Raw genomic sequence first — 15,776 nt, forward strand, 5'->3', positions numbered from 1 at the left:
GTCCAGGCCGGCGATGCCCGGCGAGAAGTCCTCCCGGCACACCGGGGTGCGGCGATTGACCTGCCTCAAGCCCTCGCCGCGCCGTTCCCGCACCATGCGGGCTTGCCCATTCGAAGGGACCTGCTCCGCATGAAAACGCTGCTCGCGATTTTTCTCACGCTTTTCCTGGGCGCGTCATGGGCGGCCAATCCGCCCGCTGCCGCGCCGTTGAAGGGCGAGGTGCTCGAGGTAATCGACGCCAACCCCTACACCTACCTGCGCCTGAAGACCACGGGCGGGGAAACCTGGGCCGCGGTCGCAAAGGCGCCCGTCAAGAAAGGCACGCAAGTCACGATCGAGAACCCGATGGTGATGTCGGGGTTCGAGAGCAAGTCGCTCAAGCGGACCTTCGACAAGATCGTCTTCGGGTCGCTGGCCGGCGCGGGCGGGGCGACGGCGAGCGCCGATGTGATGTCGGCGCATTCCGGCATCGCGAAGACCCCGGACGTGCCGGTCGAGAAAGTCGCCAAGGCCGCCGGCCCCGATGCCCGCACCGTGGCCGAGGTCACCGCCCAGAAGGCCCAGCTCAAGGGCAAGACCGTCATCGTTCGCGGCAAGGTGGTGAAGTTTTCCGCCGAGATCATGGGCAAGAACTGGGTGCACCTGCGCGACGGAACGGGGTCGTCCACGGACGGCTCGAACGACCTGCTGGTGACCACCAAGCAGGTGGCCGCAGTGGGCGACATCGTGAACGCCAAGGGGCTCGTGCGCACCGATGCGGACTTCGGGTCGGGCTACTCCTACAAGGTACTGGTGGAGGAAGCGACGCTTCAGAAGTAGGGCGCAGCAGGTAAATGGGGTCGGATTGCCTTGCACATTTCTTGTGCAAGGCAATCCGACCCCATTTACGTCATCGAGCGCCGTTGTCCTGTCTGGCGGCCCGGCAATGCTGGACGATCGCGGCGACGATCTGCGGGATGAGCGCGGCGGGCAGGTCGTGACCCATGCCGTCGAACTCGAGGAGCTTCGCCCCGGGCACATGGCGCGCCACCTCGCGCCCTGCCGCCTTGGGGACCAGCGGATCGTCGGTGCCATGGATGACGAGCGTGGGCACGCGGATCGTGTCCAGTTCCCGCCGGCGATCCCCGGAATCCAGCATGGCGAGCATCTGCCGCGCCGTGCCGCGGGTATCGTAGCCGCGCTTCGCCGCGCGCTCGCAAAGCCCCCGCAAGGCCACGGCGTCCGCGGGGAATCCGGGGCTTCCGATCACGCCCATCACGTGCACGAGGTGTTCGGTGACGCTGGCGGGATCCTTCGGGTTGTCCGGGCGATGCAGGATCGCGCTCAACGCGCGCGGCCGTGCCATGGCGACGAAGGGGTTGCCGCTCGACGACATGATCGAAGCAAGGCTCATCACGCGCATCGGCCACCGCGCCGCCAGCACCTGCGCGACCATGCCGCCCAGCGAAGCCCCGGCGACATGCGCCTTGTCGATCGAGAGCGAATCCAGGAGGCCCACCACGTCCTGCGCCATGTCGGCGAGGTTGTAGGGCGCGTTCACCGGAACCCCCATCACCGACCGCGCCATCGCCACCGGGATCGGCGTGTGATGCGGGCCTTCGTCGATACGCTGCGAAAGCCCGCAATCGCGGTTATCGAGGCGCACCACGCGAAATCCGGCGTTCACGAGCCCGTCCACGAAGGCATCCGGCCAGAACACGAGCGGCATGCCGAGCCCCATGATCAGCACCAGCGCGGGGGAGCCCGGATCACCGGCGACTTCGTACGCGAGCGAGATTCCGTTCGCCGTTACGGTGGGCATCGCATCGTCTTCAGTTCCTCGTGGGACTCGTGCAATGCGCGCGCCAGCCGGTGGATATCCGGAACCGCCTTCTTCGCGGCCAGCAGCCCGAAATCGAGCGAGCCGCAGTAGCTTTCCACCGTGATGTTTAGGCCCAGTCCGTGTTCGACGATGGAGACGGGCCAGTAGGTGAGCATCTTCGCGCCGGCGAGGTAGAGCGGCGCCTGCGGGCCGGGCACGTTCGAAATCACCAGGTTCGCGAGTGGCGGGTACGCCTTCACTCCCTGCGTGTAGCCGTAGGCGCGCGCCGCGGCTGCCAGCACCCACGGCGCGCCGATCGAGGGGAAATCCGTGGGGATGATCGACTTCGCCTTCGATGTGATGGCCTTCGCGTTGCCGGCGGAGGCGCGAATGGCCTCCAGGCGCTTCAGGGGATCGGCGAGGTGCGTGGCGAGGTTGGCAAGCACCATCGTCGCCTGCGTCGAGTAGCTCGTGTCGCCTTCGGCCCGGAGCGAAACCGGCATCGCGGCCACCAGCGGGCTCCTGGGCACCGACCCGTGGTGCATGAGATAGCGGCGAAGCGCACCGCTCACCAGGGCGAGCACGACATCGTTGATCTTCGCATCGTGGCGCCTGGCGATCGCCTTGATCTCGGCGAGCGGAAGGGAAGCCGTCGCGAACGTGCGCTCGGCGGTGATCGGGACGTTGAGCACCGTCGTGGGCCCGATGGGCAAGCCGCGACCCGGCGCCTTGCCCTTCGACGCGCCGGCCTTTCCGGTGCCGGAAGCCAGGCCCGCCTTGACGACGCGGGCCAGCTCCGGAATCTGGCGGATGAGCTTGGTGTACTCGCCCGCGCTCTTGCGCAGCGCGGCGGCCAGCAGCTCGCCCGTGCCGGGCGTCCTGTCGAGCACGCGCTTCTTCGGTTTCGCCACCTTCCGCGGCACGGGCGAGGTATCGAGGATGGCCGTGACGAGTTGCACGCCGGCCGCCCCGTCGAGGGTGGCGTGGTGGATCTTCGAGTACCACGCGACCTGACCCGAGGCGAGGCCCTCGATCACGGTGAAGACCCACAGCGGGCGGTTGCGGTCGAGCGGCTCGCCGTGCAACTTCGCGACGGTGGCCTCTAGCGTCGCCATCGTGGCGGGTTTAGGGAGCCTGATCCGGCGCATGTGATAGCCGAGGTCGATTTCCTGGTCCTCCACCCACATCGGACTCGCGATGGCCAGGGGCAGCGTGGCGATGCGGCGCGTGAAGACGGGGGCCAGGTGCAGGCGGCCTGCGATGTGCTTCACCGCGCGGTCGTAGAAGGTGGCGCGCTGGCGGGCCGGCACCTGGTACAGGTGCAGGGAGCCCACGTGCATCGGGGTTTCGGGCGTTTCCAGGTAGAGGAACGCCGCGTCGAGGCCTGAGAGCGGATTCACCGGGAAGAATGGCCTTGTCGTATCGCGGTTGCCGGAACGGAGCGGCCGCGGCCCGTCTTTGCGGGGTGGCTGATGGTAGCGCACTGCGCGGCTGGAATGCAGCCATGCGTATCCCGAAAGCGCCGGCCGGCGCACCGCCGGGCTCGGAAGCTACGACGCGTGGACCGCGAGGACCAGGTGGCGCAAGATCCGCGCGACTTCGCGTGACGCGCGGCTGAGCGGGTGGTGGGTCGTGGTCTTCATCATTACGCAGCGGGGCAGGCTGGGGTCGGTGATGCGGCGCGCCGCGAAATACGCATCAAACCGCTGTAGCCGTACCGAGTGCTGGCTCCAGAGCGCGTAGCAGCGCTCGCGCGAGATGATCGCGTGCTGGGCTTCGACCGAGTCGGCCTCCAGCACCACGTTCAGGCGGAATCCACGGCGGCGGGCTTCCTCGTCGACGCGGAGCCGTAGTTCGTTCGGCGCGGCCGGCAGCACCAGCGGTATCGATGCCAGCGCGCAGAAAGGCAGCTCGTTGCCATCTTCCCCGAGATCGGGGTTGCCCACCACCATCACGTCCGAAATGGCGAGCACATCCTGCTTTTCCAGGCCCGTCTTGCGATAGCGGGTGACCAACGCGATATCGGCCCAGCCGTTCGACAGCCAGTCCTCATGCTCCACGCTGAAGCTCTCCAGCAGGCGAAGCACGATGCCGGGAAACTGCCGGCGCACGTCCTCGAAAAGTTCGGCGGCCAGCATCCGCATGTACATGGTCAGAAGCGCCACCGTCACCGTGCCGGTCGGCGTGCGCGTCTGGTCGCGGATGTCGGCCGAGAACTGATCGGCATGGGCCAGCAGTGCCCGGGCCCTCAGCAAGGTCTGCTCGCCGACTGCCGTGAGCTTCACGCCGCGACCGGTACGGTGAAAAAGCGTGGCCCGCAGGCTGTCCTCCAGCGCGCGCAGCGCCCGGCTCACAGAAGGCTGCGTCGTCCCCAAGACGGCTGCCGCATGCGACAGGTTGCCCAGTTCGGCCGCCTTTACGAAGAGTCGAAGGGCTTCGAGGTTGGGTGGGCTGTCCGTCATGCGCAGAATGTATACCAGCTAACCAGATCACGGGCTAGTTCCGCCGGTGCGGCTGCCGTATGGTCTCAATCGTTGATCGGAAGAACCGTTCACATTCGTCGAGTGAATCATCTCTTGGAAAGGAGACCCGCCATGATCCGAGCAGTTGCCGCTCTTCTCGCAGCAGCGCTTTCCTTGCTTGCACCGATGTCGGCGAGCGCGCAGTCATGGCCGACAAAGCCGGTGCGCATCGTCGTCGCGTACCCGCCAGGGGGGGCCACCGACCTCCAGGCAAGGCTGGTGGCGGCGAAGCTGACTGAGCGATGGGGCGTCCCGGTGATCGTCGAGAACAAGCCGGGGGGCAATACGGTCATCGCGACCGACGCGGTCGCCAAGGCGGCGCCGGATGGGCACACCGTTCTCCTCACGGCCATGCCGTTCGCGCTGAATCCCATGCTGATCGCCAAGCTTCCGTACAACACCGCCACGGACCTCGTGCCCGTGACGCTGCTTGCGACGATTCCGAACGTTCTCGTGGTGTATCCCGGGCTGCCGGTCAATTCGCTCGACGACCTGATCAAACTGGCCCGTGCGGAGCCGGGGTCGATCTCGTTTGCCTCGACCGGTCAGGCCACCTCCACGCACCTCTCGGGCGAGTTGTTTGCGAAGATGGCCGGCCTTCGGCTCAACCACATTCCCTACAAGGGCAGCGCGCCGGCGCAGGTCGACCTGATGGCGGGACGGGTTTCGATGATGTTCGACAACGGGTCGCTGCAGCTCATCAAGTCCGGGAAGTTGAAGGCGATCGCGGTCACCTCCGCAAAACGGGTGCCGTGGCTGCCGAATACCCCGACCATGATCGAGCAGGGGCTCGCGGGTTACGAAGCGGCGGCCTGGTACGGCGTCCTTGCGCCGGGGGGAACGCCCGCCGCGATCATTCAGAAGCTCGCCGACGACATCACCTGGGCGGTGCGCTCGCCCGACACCGTGGAAAAACTGACGGCGGCCGGCGCCATTGCGGGCGGAGGCTCTCCGGAGGAATTCCGGAATTTCCTGTCCGTCGAGACGGACAAGTGGGGACAGCTGGTCAAGGGCCTCGGAATGAAACCGGAGTGACCGGGGCCTCATCGAAAAGGATCGGCTATGCATTACATCGGTAAAGGGACATCCAACGTTCAGAGCCTGCTGCTGGACTATGCAAACAGCGGCCGATCGGAAACGTTCATTGGTCGAACCTCGGAGCCGTATCTGATCGTTGTCGACGACAAATCCATCGAGCAGGTCGCCTACGCGTGCGGAGCCGCGCACGACTGGCGACTGCTGTCCGGCGCCAGCCGGGGCCCGATCGAAGCGCCGCATGCGTACTTGTTCTATCTGCTCAACAATACACGCGCCTATCGGGTCTACGAACAGACGATCATCGCCGGGCTTCCGTCCGGCCGCGCACAGCTTCACGCCGGCGACGATTTTCACTACCATCGCCCGATCCTGAGCGGAGACATCCTCGCCGTCACTGCCACGATCCTGCCCAGCTACAAGAAGACCGGCCGTCATGGAGAGCTGGAGTTCTTCAGCGACGAGTGGCGCATGTACAACCAGCGCAACGAGCTGGCTGCACGGCTCATTCGCAAGGGGATCGCCCTCGACTTCGGCGAATCCGGGGAGCTCACGTCTCCTGCCGATAACAGGGTCGACCTCCCACCGGATTCGGGGACGCCGACATGGTTGCGCGCCGTGGACGTCGAATCCGCCTTCAAGGTCGATCAAACTACCCACCTGAAACGCCATCCGAAGTTCACCTGGATGTCGATGATGGGATGGCTGGCCGCGGTGAGCGAGTACTCGCCGACGCATTACGACCCGGATTTTGCCAAGTCGCACCGGTACGGCGGCGGCCGGAACATCGTGGCGGGCCCACAGCTGGCCTCCGTCATGGTCGCCGCGCTCGAGGAATCGCTCGGGCCCGGCTGGTGGATCAGCGACTACGAGAACGTGCAGCGCCGGGCCGTGTACCCGAACGAGACGCTGATCAGCTTCAGCAGGGTTCACTCGATCCGCGATGGCACCGCGAAGATTCATCTCTGGCTGGTCGACGAAGAGGGGATCGTCAAGGGAACCGGCGAGGCGACGGTGAAGGCCGTCACGACGGAGAGAAGGGTGTCGGCATGAGCACCGGGGAACCGAAGCTGCCGGCCGAGGGAGAGAGCCTGGATATCGTCAGGACGGTCGACGATTCGTTGCTGACCCCCCGCTACGGAAAGCCGGACATCGTGGTTCTCGCCTCGCCCGCCGTGATGTTCCTCATGGAGCTCGCCAGCCTGCAACTGGTCGAGCGGGAACTTCCCGATGAATTGACCTCAGTAGGAACCCGGATGGTGTTCGAGCATCTGCAACCGTCCTACGCCGGCGCCGAGATCGTGACGCGAGCAACCGTGCGGCAGGTGTCGGGCCGGCGCATCGAGCTGGAGGTCGAGTCGTTCGAGGGTCAGACGCTCGTCGCGCGAGCCGCGCATACGCGCGCGATCGTTCCCAGGGCGAAGTTCCGTCCGCCATCCGGGAGCACGGAGGATCGGGGAAGCCAAGGCGCAGAGGCGACGCGATGAATGTGCGCGACCTCATGGAACGCAGTCGGCGAGCATTCGGTGGCCACATCGCGGTGGCCGCCGAATCCCGCGCCTTCAGTTTCGACGAGTGCTGGAGCCGGGGAGTGCGCTTGGCGCGGGGCCTGATGGCTCGTGGGGTGAAGCCTGGAGACCACGTCGCGGTTCTGGAAATGAACACGATATGGTCCGTCGACTTCTACATAGCGTCAGCTATCGCGGGGTTCGTTCGGGTGCCGCTCTACTGGCGCAACGCAGTCAGCGTGCACCTGTCGATGATCGAGAACGCGCAAAGCCGATTCATCGTCGTGGATGACGAGGTCGGCGACGCTGTCGTGAGCGAAATCGTCGATGCGGTGGGCGAGCGCAACGTGATGGTGCGCGGGGCGGCTTTTGAGCGCTGGCTCGAGAATCAGGACGACATCGATCCTGCGGTACGTATCGACGAGAACTGGTTGAGCATGATCAGGCACAGCGGGGGGACGACCGGGCGTCCGAAGGGGATCACCAGCACGCAGCGCCAGTGGGCCTGCATCGGGCGCGACGAAGTCGCGTTCAAGCCGCTGATAGCACCGGGTGATTCGATGCTGCATGTCGCGCCGATGAGCCATGCCTCCGGATACTACTTTCTTCCTGCTTGGGCCGCCGGTGCCCGCCAGGTACTTTCGCCTTCGACGGCGCCCGATCGCATCGTCGAGCTGCTTCGCAGCGAGGAAATACAGTATCTCTTCGCGCCGCCAACGTTGTTGGATTCGATCACTGCCGTCGCCGGGAGTCTGGACATTCCCAGACTGGCGTTGAAATGCCTCGCGATAGGTTCGGCGCCGATCAGCCGGCGCGTGATCCAGGCCGCACGGGACTGCTTCGGCGACGATGTGCTCTACCAGACGTACGGGACGAGCGAGGCCGTGCCCATCTCCGGCATGGGACCGAAGGAATGGTTCATGGAGTGCGACGACGCCGAACCACTTCTCTCGGCGGGAAGGCCGTTGCCCCTGGTCGACCTGGAACTCAGGGACGAAGGCGGGAAAACGGTCCCCGTCGGCGAGATCGGGGAGGTGACGGTGCGTTGCGACGGCATGGCGGACGGGTACTACAACGCACCCGAGCAGACCAGGGAAAGCTTCGTCGACGGATGGTTCAGGACGGGAGACCTGGGGCGACTGGACAAGCGCGGCTATCTGCACCTGGTCGATCGGGTCGGCGAGATGATTATCTCCGGCGGGCACAACATCTATCCCGCCGACCTCGAGCGGATCGTGGGACAGGTCGAAGGTGTTCTCGAGGTGGCCGTGTTCGGCATCCCGCACGAAAAATGGGGCGAGACACCAATCGTCCTGTGCCAGGCCAGCCCCGATGCGTCGGTGTCGTCCGAGAAGGTGCGCGAGTATGTTGCCCGGGAGCTGGGTTCGTATATGAAGCCCACCGACGTCATGATCCGCACGGAGAAGCTGCCGCGCACCGCCGTGGGCAAGATCTCGCGCCGGGCCGCCCGGGATGTGTATCTGTCCCAGCGGGAGCCTGAGTAGGTCCGTCGCTGCGAATTCACGGGCCGCGCGCCCGGAATGCAGCCCCGCGGGGCAGGAGCGGACCTCCATTCAATCCACGTATCCCGCTTCTCGCTGGTGCCTGATGCGGAGTATCCGCACCGTATCGCCTGAAGGATCGAACCGGTGGAGCGCGAGGCACCCGGTTGAACCCCGGGATATGACGAGTTCCCGCATTTCCCCTCCGATCCGTCGTCCCAGGAGGGGGTGGCGCTCCAGGATCCCGAAGGCCTCGATGATCGCATCCACCGCGGACCTCGCTGATTCCGGCGCCGCGTCGACCAGAAATTCAGCCAGCCTTCCGAGATCATCGATGGATCGTGCCGCATAGACTACTTGCGCCACCACACCGGCTTCAGCCGTTTCTGCTTCTTTCCGGCGACCTTGGCGCGCAGCCACTCGGCCACGTCCTCATGGGCAAAGCCAATGCCGGATTCGCGCGGCTCACGCCTATAGGGGTCGAGGAAGCCGTCTGCCAAAATCCTGCGATCATCGCCAGTACCCCGGGCGCCGCCGGTGATGGGCAACGACCACGACGACGAGGGTTTCCGCATCGACGAAGTAGATGAGGCCGAAAGGCATCGTGAACCGGCATCAGGCGAACTCGTGCAGCAGGTCAGGCCGCATCCTGCATCCGATTGGCGAGGTCGCGGCCCGAGATGGTCGGCGGCAAGGGCTTGCCCTCCCTCCGGTACAGCGCAATCGCCTCCTCGACAACCCGGCAGAGTTCGTCGAACACGGCCCTCTCTTCCGGGCCGTGGCAGCCGCCATAGACGAGGCCCGGGGAGCTCCCGACATAGCATTGGTCCTCCTCGGACCACTCAACTATCTTGGCGTACCGAGCGCTGTCCTTCATTTTTTCGACTCCTCCACGGCGAGCTTCACAGCCTGGATCTGATACCGCCTGGCATCGGCACCCAAGGCACCCGAAAGATCATAACGGCCCACCCGAATCCGGGCCCGTTACATTGAAACGCGGCAGCCCCCGGAACGGCTGACGGGACAGGTTTTGGGGACGGTTCCGGAGAACCGTCCCCAAAACCCCGGAATCAGCCAAAATAGCCCTTTCCGCACCGCAGCAACCGCCTCGAGAACCCATGCCCAACGATACGAAGGCGCCGGAAGGCGCCCACATCACCAACTTCATCAAGCAGCGCATCGAGGCGGACCTTGCATCCGGCAAGTACGCCGAGCGCAAGTGGGGCGGCAGGCCCGGCAAGCTGGAGGCGCACGCCAACGCGCCGCTGGACCCCGCGAAGATCCGCACGCGCTTCCCCCCGGAGCCCAACGGCTACCTGCACATTGGGCATGCGAAGTCGATCTGCCTCAACTTCGGTCTCGCGAAGGAGTACGGCGGCATCTGCCACATGCGCTTCGACGACACGAACCCGGAGAAGGAGGAGCAGGAGTACGTCGACACCATCATCGCCGCGGTGAAGTGGCTGGGCTTCGATTTCGGCGCGAATGACGAGTACCTCTACTTCGCCAGCGACTACTTCGATCTCATGTACGAGTTCGGCGAGTGCCTGATCGAGCACGGCGAAGCGTACGTGGATTCACAGTCGGCCGACGAGATGCAGCGCACCCGGGGCACCTTCTCCGAGCCGGGGAGGGATTCGCCTTACCGCACACGCATGCCGGCCGAGAACCTGGCACTCTTTCGCGAGATGCGCGACGGCAAGCACGCCGACGGCGCCCACGTGCTGCGCGCGAAGATCGACATGGCCTCGCCCAACATCAACCTGCGCGACCCGGCCATCTACCGCATCAAGCGCGCGACCCACCACCGCACCGGCGACAAGTGGTGCATCTACCCGATGTACACCTACGCGCACCCCGTCGAGGACGCACTGGAGTGCATCACGCACTCCATCTGCACGCTGGAATTCGAGGATCAGCGCCCGTTCTACGACTGGGTGCTGGAGAAGCTGGCCACTCACGGCATGCTGCAGCGGCCCCTTCCCCAGCAGATCGAGTTCTCGCGCCTGAATCTCACGCACACCGTGATGAGCAAGCGCTTTCTTCTCACGCTCGTGCAGCAGAAGTTCGTCGATGGCTGGGACGACCCGCGCATGCCGACGCTCGTGGGGGCGCGCCGTCGCGGCTACACGCCGGAGGGGTTCCGGATGTTTGCGGAGCGGATTGGCGTGAGCAAGGCGGACAACTGGATCGATCCCTCCGTGCTCGAGGATTGCATGCGCGAGCACCTGAACGAGGTGGCTCCGCGCCGCATCGCCGTCCTCGATCCGATCAAGCTCCTGATCACCAATTATCCGGAGGGGCAGTCCGAGGAATGCTTCGCGCCCAACCATCCGCAGAAGCCGGAATGGGGCAAGCGCCTGATGCCCTTCTCCCGCGAGTTGTGGATCGAGCGCGAGGACTTCAACGAGGAACCGCCCAAGGGCTACTTCCGGCTGTTCCCGGGCAACTCGGTGCGGCTCAAGTACGGGTACGTGGTGAAGTGCACGGGCTGCACCAAGGATGCACACGGAAAGGTGATCGAGGTGATGTGCGAGTACATCCTAGACTCGAAGTCGGGCACGCCCGGGGCGGATCACCACAAGACGAAGGGCGTGATCCACTGGGTGTCGGCGGCGCACGCGTACGAGGCGGAGGTGAGGCTCTACGATCGGCTGTTCAAGGTGGCGAATCCGGGGAAGGCGACGGGGAATTACCTGGACGATCTCAATCCGGATTCGCTGAAGGTGATCCGGGCGTATCTGGAGCCTTCATTGAAGGAGGCCACGGCGGAGGAGCGGTTTCAATTCGAGAGGCATGGGTATTTCGTCTTCGATACGGGCACATCACCATCGTCGATCACGCGCACCGTTACCCTCCGCGATTCCTGGGGAAACCAATCTCACAAGGGATAGCTCCCTAAAGTCATGCGCTACTGGTGGGTCAATCAGAATCAGACCTACCGACACGAGGTGTTGGGGGGATATCTTTGGTCACCTAAGCGCAAGTCGAATGGGCACCAGAATCCCTTCTACGATTTCATGCGGGAAGTTGCACCGGGCGATGTCGTGTTCTCTTTTGCTGATACGTTGATCAAGGCAATCGGGATCGCTCGATCGCATGGCTACGAAGCCCCGAAACCGCTTGAGTTCGGTCAGACAGGGGCTTACTGGGGAACGATCGGTTGGCGGGTTGACGTGTTCTTCACGGAACTCCGCCTGCCGATTCGGCCCTCCGAACACATGAACATCCTTGGACCGTTGCTTCCCGGCCTATATTCGCCCCTTCGTCCCAATGGATCGGGACTTCAAGGCGTGTATCTGACTCGATTGCCTGACGTATTCGCGGGCGCCATGATCGACCTCGTAGGGACGGAAGCGCGCACGTTGGTCAAGGGCCATTTCGCCATGGATGATTCCCCGATCCAACCCGCAATTGGTCTCATCCAGTGGGAGGAGCACGAACTGGAGAAGGTCCGCGCGGATGCCCACGTACCGGAAACTGATCGCGAGGCCATCGTCCTGGCGCGGCGTGGCCAAGGACTCTTCAAGTCACGCGTCATGAAGCGAGAGACTCGTTGCCGCATAACTGGAGTCGATCGTGAAGAGCATTTGCGAGCGAGCCACTGCAAGCCTTGGCGCAACTCGACCAACGAGGAGCGACTGGACGGAGAGAATGGTCTGCTACTCACCCCGTCCATAGACCACCTCTTCGATCGCGGCTTCATTGGCTTCGAGGGCAATGGCGATTTATTGATTTCACCGGTTGCTCATTTGGCCTCGCTTCTGCGGATGGGAATTGATCCTCGAGCGCACCGAAACGTTGGCAGTTTCTCCGAGGGGCAGCGGCACTATCTCCAATTCCATCGCGAAAACGAGTTGCTGCGCTCGCCCTTTCTCGACCACAGCTAGCCTCCCTGGTCGTTTCGGTGGCGTGCCGCCGCCAATTGGAGTGAAATACCCCGATCGCGTCGCCAGGGCGGCCCCATGCGTCCTTTCCTCGTCATTTTCGCAGTCGGCGTCTTCGCCTTTCCGATCGATACGGCAAGCGCCGACTCAGCGCCCGCCGGCCTTGAAGCGAACCTCGCCTCCTATGCCTCCGGTGCCTGGATCGCCAAGCGCCCACGCGAGTTCGACGAGAGCTGGAGTGCCTACTGGCTGCTGGACGAGCGTTCCGACTCCGGCTGGGCGACGCCGAAAGGCCTCGTCGCGGGACCTCACGAGGTCGTGATCGAGTTCGCTCAGAAGTCGCTCATCCGTTCCGTTGAGTTCGACACGGCCAGCGTCGACGGGGATTCGCAGGGCAGCCGCGCGGCGGCCGATATCACCGTCGACATTTCCGATGAATCCGCGGAAGGCGGCTTTCGATCGGTGGCGGCCGTCCGGCTAGAGCCCCGCAAGGACCGCCAGCGCTTCGCGATCGCCTCTCCCATCGCCGGCCGATGGATTCGCCTCACGGTGAAATCGAACCACGGTTCGACGGAATACATCGAGCTGTTCGAGTTCAGGGCGTTTGGCGAGGCTCTCGGCCAGCCGGCGCCGGTGCCCTCCTTCACCGGTGCCTACCGGACGAACTTCAGCACCTTCCGCATGGTCCAGCAGGGCTCCACATTGACCGGCTGCTACGAGTACAAGCACGGGCTGGTGGAGAACGGCGGCATCGAGGGCCGTGTCGCACGATTCACGTGGGCGCAGGATTCTTCCGGCGGTCCCCTGCCACGCGGTCCTGCGTTCTTCGTCTTCTCGCCTGACGCAAAGCAGTTCATCGGCCTGTGGTGGTACGAGACACTCACCAACAAGCGCGGGGAGATCTGGCGCGGCACGCGGACCGGCGACAAGCCCGGTGCCTGCGCACACTGGAGGGGGCCCGCGGGCGCCTCGAAGCAACTCGCCGCGCAATTGGGCCGGGGCGAGAAGGCCCGCATCTATGGCATACGCTTCGATCTCGACTCGGACACGCTGCGGGACGACTCCACGCCGGCTCTCGACAGCATTGCGAAGCTCGCGCGCGAGAACCCTTCGTGGCGCTTCGTGATCGAGGGCCACACCGACGCCACCGGCACCCCTGAGCACAACCAGGCGCTCTCCGAGCGTCGTGCCGCGGCGGTGAAGGCATGGCTGGTGAAGGCGGGGATCGTGGCAGCGCGGCTCGACCCGGTGGGATTCGGCGCCACAAAGCCCGTCGCCGGCAATGACACCGGCATGGGCCGTGCCCAGAATCGTCGCGTGGAGCTTGCCCGTCGGTAACGTCGGCCGCAGGACCATGAGCCAAACATAAAACTATTACATATCAATGTCTTATAAGTAGCGTGTGCGGATGTTCTAGTTGCACCTTTTATATGAAGGTGCAACTTTAATATTTTTGTGGCATCTTGATATCCATGCCACGGACAAACCTCCGAACCCGGTCCCTTATCGGCTACGAACCGGACGCCCGGATAGACGGCGTGCTGGTCGAAGTAAGCGATGGGGCCAGCAGCTTCCGCAACGTGCGCGCAGCGCTGCTGGGACTTGCCTACCACTTGGCGCACGACAAGAAAGCCAGGGCGCTGCTCGTCCTGACCAACACCCGCATCACCCAACCCCGCCTCGAGCGCGAACTGGCCCTGGCCCGGCAAGTCTTCACACCCGACGTCATGAAAAGGCTTGGAGCCACGATCGAGACGGACGGGCTTTTTCGCGGGCTTCCCGTGGACCTCTTGCCAGGCTTTCCCGCGAAGCTGGCGCACCTCGTCAGGGAGGAGACCGCAAGGCGAAAGGCCGGTGCGATGAGGGGGCGCCTTTCCGAATATTCCGTCTTCAAGATCCTCCTGCACGAGTGGCTCCTCGACAGGGGGCCGATGACCAGCGACCGGATCAGGAAGATATCCGGTGCAAGCTATCCGACCGTCGCAAGTGCGCTCAAGCGTTATGAGCACGTGCTCGTTCGCCACTCGGACCGCCGGGTCGAACTGAGCCGCTTTCCGATGGAGGAATGGGCGGCGCTCGTGGCCGTGTCCGACCGCGCGCGATCGACCGTGCGCTTCACCGATCGATCGGGTCAACCCAGGTCACCGGAATCGTTGTATCGCCGGTTGGGCAATCACAACCTGCCCGACGTCGCCGTGGGTGGCGTGATTGCGGCGCGTCACTACCTGCCTTCGCTCGACCTCGCCGGGACTCCGCGCCTCGACCTCACCGTCAACGCGATCCGGGGCGCGGATCTCGCGTTCGTCGAGGACCTCGACCCCGCGCTGCGCAGGACCGACAGAAAGGATGACCCGTCAACGCTGGTCGTGCACCAGATCAACCGGAATGAAGCACTGTTCGTCGTCGGCCGGGACCGCGTGAGATACGCCGATCCCGTCGAATGCCTGCTCGACCTGCACGAGGCCCGTCTCGAGCAGCAGGCGCACGAACTCCTCGACTTCTTCACAAGCCGGAAAAGCGCGATGACTCCGACAGGCAGGCCTTCCCGGTCGTGAGTGATCTCTCCCCTCGCGAAACACTGAAGCAGGTCGCGGAGGCGCTTCCCGACGATTGCCGCAAAAACGTGATCGTCATCGGCAGCCTCGCCGCAGGCTACTACTACTTCGGGCGGGACCCGGAACGGCTCATGCGCACCAAGGATGTCGATTGCATGCTCTCTCCCCACGTAACTGCAATGCAAACGGGGCAAACCGTCGCCGAACGCCTGATCGCCGAACATTGGAAGCCCAGTCCCGGCCCCGGCGGCATCCAGCCGGGCAACGATTCGACACCCGTGGAAGCGCTTCCCATGATCCGGCTCGTGCCGCCTCGGTCGAGCGATTGGAACATCGAGCTTCTCAGTGCTCCGTCGTCACCCGCGGATCGCGGAAAGACCTACACGCGGATCCCGACAGCCGTCGGTCACTTCGTACTCTGCAGCTTCGGCTATCTTGCCCTCGCGGAGGAGGATCCGGTCGTCACCGAGTTTGGAATCCGCATTGCGCGCCCCGAGATGATGGCGCTCGCCAATCTGCTCCATCATCCGGCCATAGGCCCGGAGCGAATGGGTGGCTTGATCGAGGGCCGCCGCATCAAGCGAAGCAACAAGGACCTGGGCCGGGTTCTCGCCATCGCCTCGCTCGCGCAACGCGAAGATCAGGACGCCCTCGTGGCGTGGCCGGCACTTTGGTCCGCGGCCTTGCGCCATCGGTTTTCGAAGGACTGGAGACTCCTCGCCCATCGAGCGGGTGACGGCATTCGCGCGATGCTCGCAAGCGGGGAGGATCTGGAAGAGGCGCGCCATTGCGTGGCGAACGGCCTGCTGAGCTCGTATCGAGTGACGCGCGAACTGCTTGAGGCCACGGGGCGGCGCCTGCTGAACGATGCCCTGGAGCCGCTGAAGTCGCTTGCAGAGCCATGACCCTCTGCGCCGAGCCCGGACGATACCCGTCCGGACTTCGACGGGGAGTCGAGGCGGATCG

Annotated in this window: 16 protein-coding genes; 10 read left to right on the plus strand and 6 right to left on the minus strand. The window is 64.5% G+C overall.

The genetic code is table 11. From position 1 onward, the window contains the following. The first annotated feature begins 129 nt into the window (after positions 1-129). Positions 130-819: a nucleotide-binding protein gene (locus tag IPP91_15550; GenBank protein ID MBL0143482.1), complete on the plus strand. Its 690-nt coding sequence runs from the start codon at positions 130-132 to the stop codon at positions 817-819. A 70-nt stretch (positions 820-889) separates the two neighbouring features. On the opposite strand, the gene IPP91_15555 is transcribed toward IPP91_15550, so the two are convergent. The 3 genes from IPP91_15555 to IPP91_15565 form a co-directional block, all read right to left on the minus strand. Next, complete coding sequence (locus IPP91_15555; protein MBL0143483.1) at positions 890-1,801, minus strand: alpha/beta fold hydrolase; 912 nt, start codon at positions 1,799-1,801, stop codon at positions 890-892. Next, a complete protein-coding gene (locus IPP91_15560) occupies positions 1,789-3,201 on the minus strand; it encodes a wax ester/triacylglycerol synthase family O-acyltransferase (protein MBL0143484.1) in 1,413 nt (470 codons plus the stop codon). Before IPP91_15560 ends, IPP91_15555 begins: the two co-directional genes overlap by 13 nt. A 150-nt stretch (positions 3,202-3,351) precedes the next feature. Beyond that, entirely contained in the window at positions 3,352-4,263 is a 912-nt protein-coding gene (locus tag IPP91_15565) for a LysR family transcriptional regulator (GenBank protein MBL0143485.1), read from the minus strand. A gap of 132 nt (positions 4,264-4,395) precedes the next feature. Between IPP91_15565 and IPP91_15570 the strand changes: the two genes are divergently transcribed. The 4 genes from IPP91_15570 to IPP91_15585 are packed head-to-tail and all read left to right on the plus strand — an operon-like array spanning position 4,396 to position 8,371. Further along, complete coding sequence (locus IPP91_15570) at positions 4,396-5,358, plus strand: tripartite tricarboxylate transporter substrate binding protein (GenBank protein MBL0143486.1); 963 nt, start codon at positions 4,396-4,398, stop codon at positions 5,356-5,358. Positions 5,359-5,385: 27 nt separating this feature from the next. Then, entirely contained in the window at positions 5,386-6,411 is a 1,026-nt protein-coding gene (locus IPP91_15575) for a MaoC family dehydratase N-terminal domain-containing protein (GenBank protein MBL0143487.1), read from the plus strand. Continuing rightward, entirely contained in the window at positions 6,408-6,845 is a 438-nt protein-coding gene (locus IPP91_15580; GenBank protein ID MBL0143488.1) for a hypothetical protein, read from the plus strand. Before IPP91_15575 ends, IPP91_15580 begins: the two co-directional genes overlap by 4 nt. Next, positions 6,842-8,371, plus strand: a complete 1,530-nt coding sequence (locus IPP91_15585; GenBank protein MBL0143489.1) for an acyl--CoA ligase — start codon at positions 6,842-6,844, stop codon at positions 8,369-8,371. The genes IPP91_15580 and IPP91_15585 overlap by 4 nt, the downstream gene beginning before the upstream one ends. A gap of 69 nt (positions 8,372-8,440) precedes the next feature. Here the strand turns inward: IPP91_15585 and IPP91_15590 are convergent, their stop codons facing one another. The 3 genes from IPP91_15590 to IPP91_15600 form a co-directional block, all read right to left on the minus strand. Continuing rightward, the gene (locus IPP91_15590; GenBank protein ID MBL0143490.1) at positions 8,441-8,734 is read right to left on the minus strand and encodes a type II toxin-antitoxin system RelE/ParE family toxin; all 294 of its coding nucleotides are present in this window, start codon (positions 8,732-8,734) and stop codon (positions 8,441-8,443) included. Continuing rightward, positions 8,722-8,916, minus strand: a complete 195-nt coding sequence (locus IPP91_15595) for a hypothetical protein (protein MBL0143491.1) — start codon at positions 8,914-8,916, stop codon at positions 8,722-8,724. The genes IPP91_15590 and IPP91_15595 overlap by 13 nt, the downstream gene beginning before the upstream one ends. Positions 8,917-9,005: 89 nt before the next feature. After that, positions 9,006-9,245 carry a hypothetical protein gene (locus tag IPP91_15600; protein MBL0143492.1) on the minus strand — a complete coding sequence of 80 codons (240 nt, stop codon included), beginning with the start codon at positions 9,243-9,245 and terminating at the stop codon, positions 9,006-9,008. A 241-nt stretch (positions 9,246-9,486) separates the two neighbouring features. Between IPP91_15600 and IPP91_15605 the strand changes: the two genes are divergently transcribed. The 5 genes from IPP91_15605 to IPP91_15625 all read left to right on the plus strand — a co-directional run bounded on the left by IPP91_15605 (position 9,487) and on the right by IPP91_15625 (position 15,715). Then, positions 9,487-11,262: a glutamine--tRNA ligase/YqeY domain fusion protein gene (locus tag IPP91_15605; protein MBL0143493.1), complete on the plus strand. Its 1,776-nt coding sequence runs from the start codon at positions 9,487-9,489 to the stop codon at positions 11,260-11,262. A 12-nt stretch (positions 11,263-11,274) separates the two neighbouring features. Next, positions 11,275-12,258 (plus strand): HNH endonuclease, encoded by a 984-nt coding sequence (locus IPP91_15610; protein ID MBL0143494.1) that lies wholly within the window; start codon positions 11,275-11,277, stop codon positions 12,256-12,258. 75 nt (positions 12,259-12,333) lie between these two features. Further along, a complete protein-coding gene (locus IPP91_15615) occupies positions 12,334-13,593 on the plus strand; it encodes an OmpA family protein (protein ID MBL0143495.1) in 1,260 nt (419 codons plus the stop codon). A 200-nt stretch (positions 13,594-13,793) separates the two neighbouring features. Further along, positions 13,794-14,810: a hypothetical protein gene (locus tag IPP91_15620; GenBank protein ID MBL0143496.1), complete on the plus strand. Its 1,017-nt coding sequence runs from the start codon at positions 13,794-13,796 to the stop codon at positions 14,808-14,810. After that, entirely contained in the window at positions 14,807-15,715 is a 909-nt protein-coding gene (locus IPP91_15625) for a hypothetical protein (GenBank protein ID MBL0143497.1), read from the plus strand. Before IPP91_15620 ends, IPP91_15625 begins: the two co-directional genes overlap by 4 nt. Positions 15,716-15,776: the final 61 nt, after the last annotated feature.

It is taken from the genome of Betaproteobacteria bacterium (genome assembly GCA_016720855.1).
GTDB lineage: Bacteria > Pseudomonadota > Gammaproteobacteria > Burkholderiales > Usitatibacteraceae > FEB-7.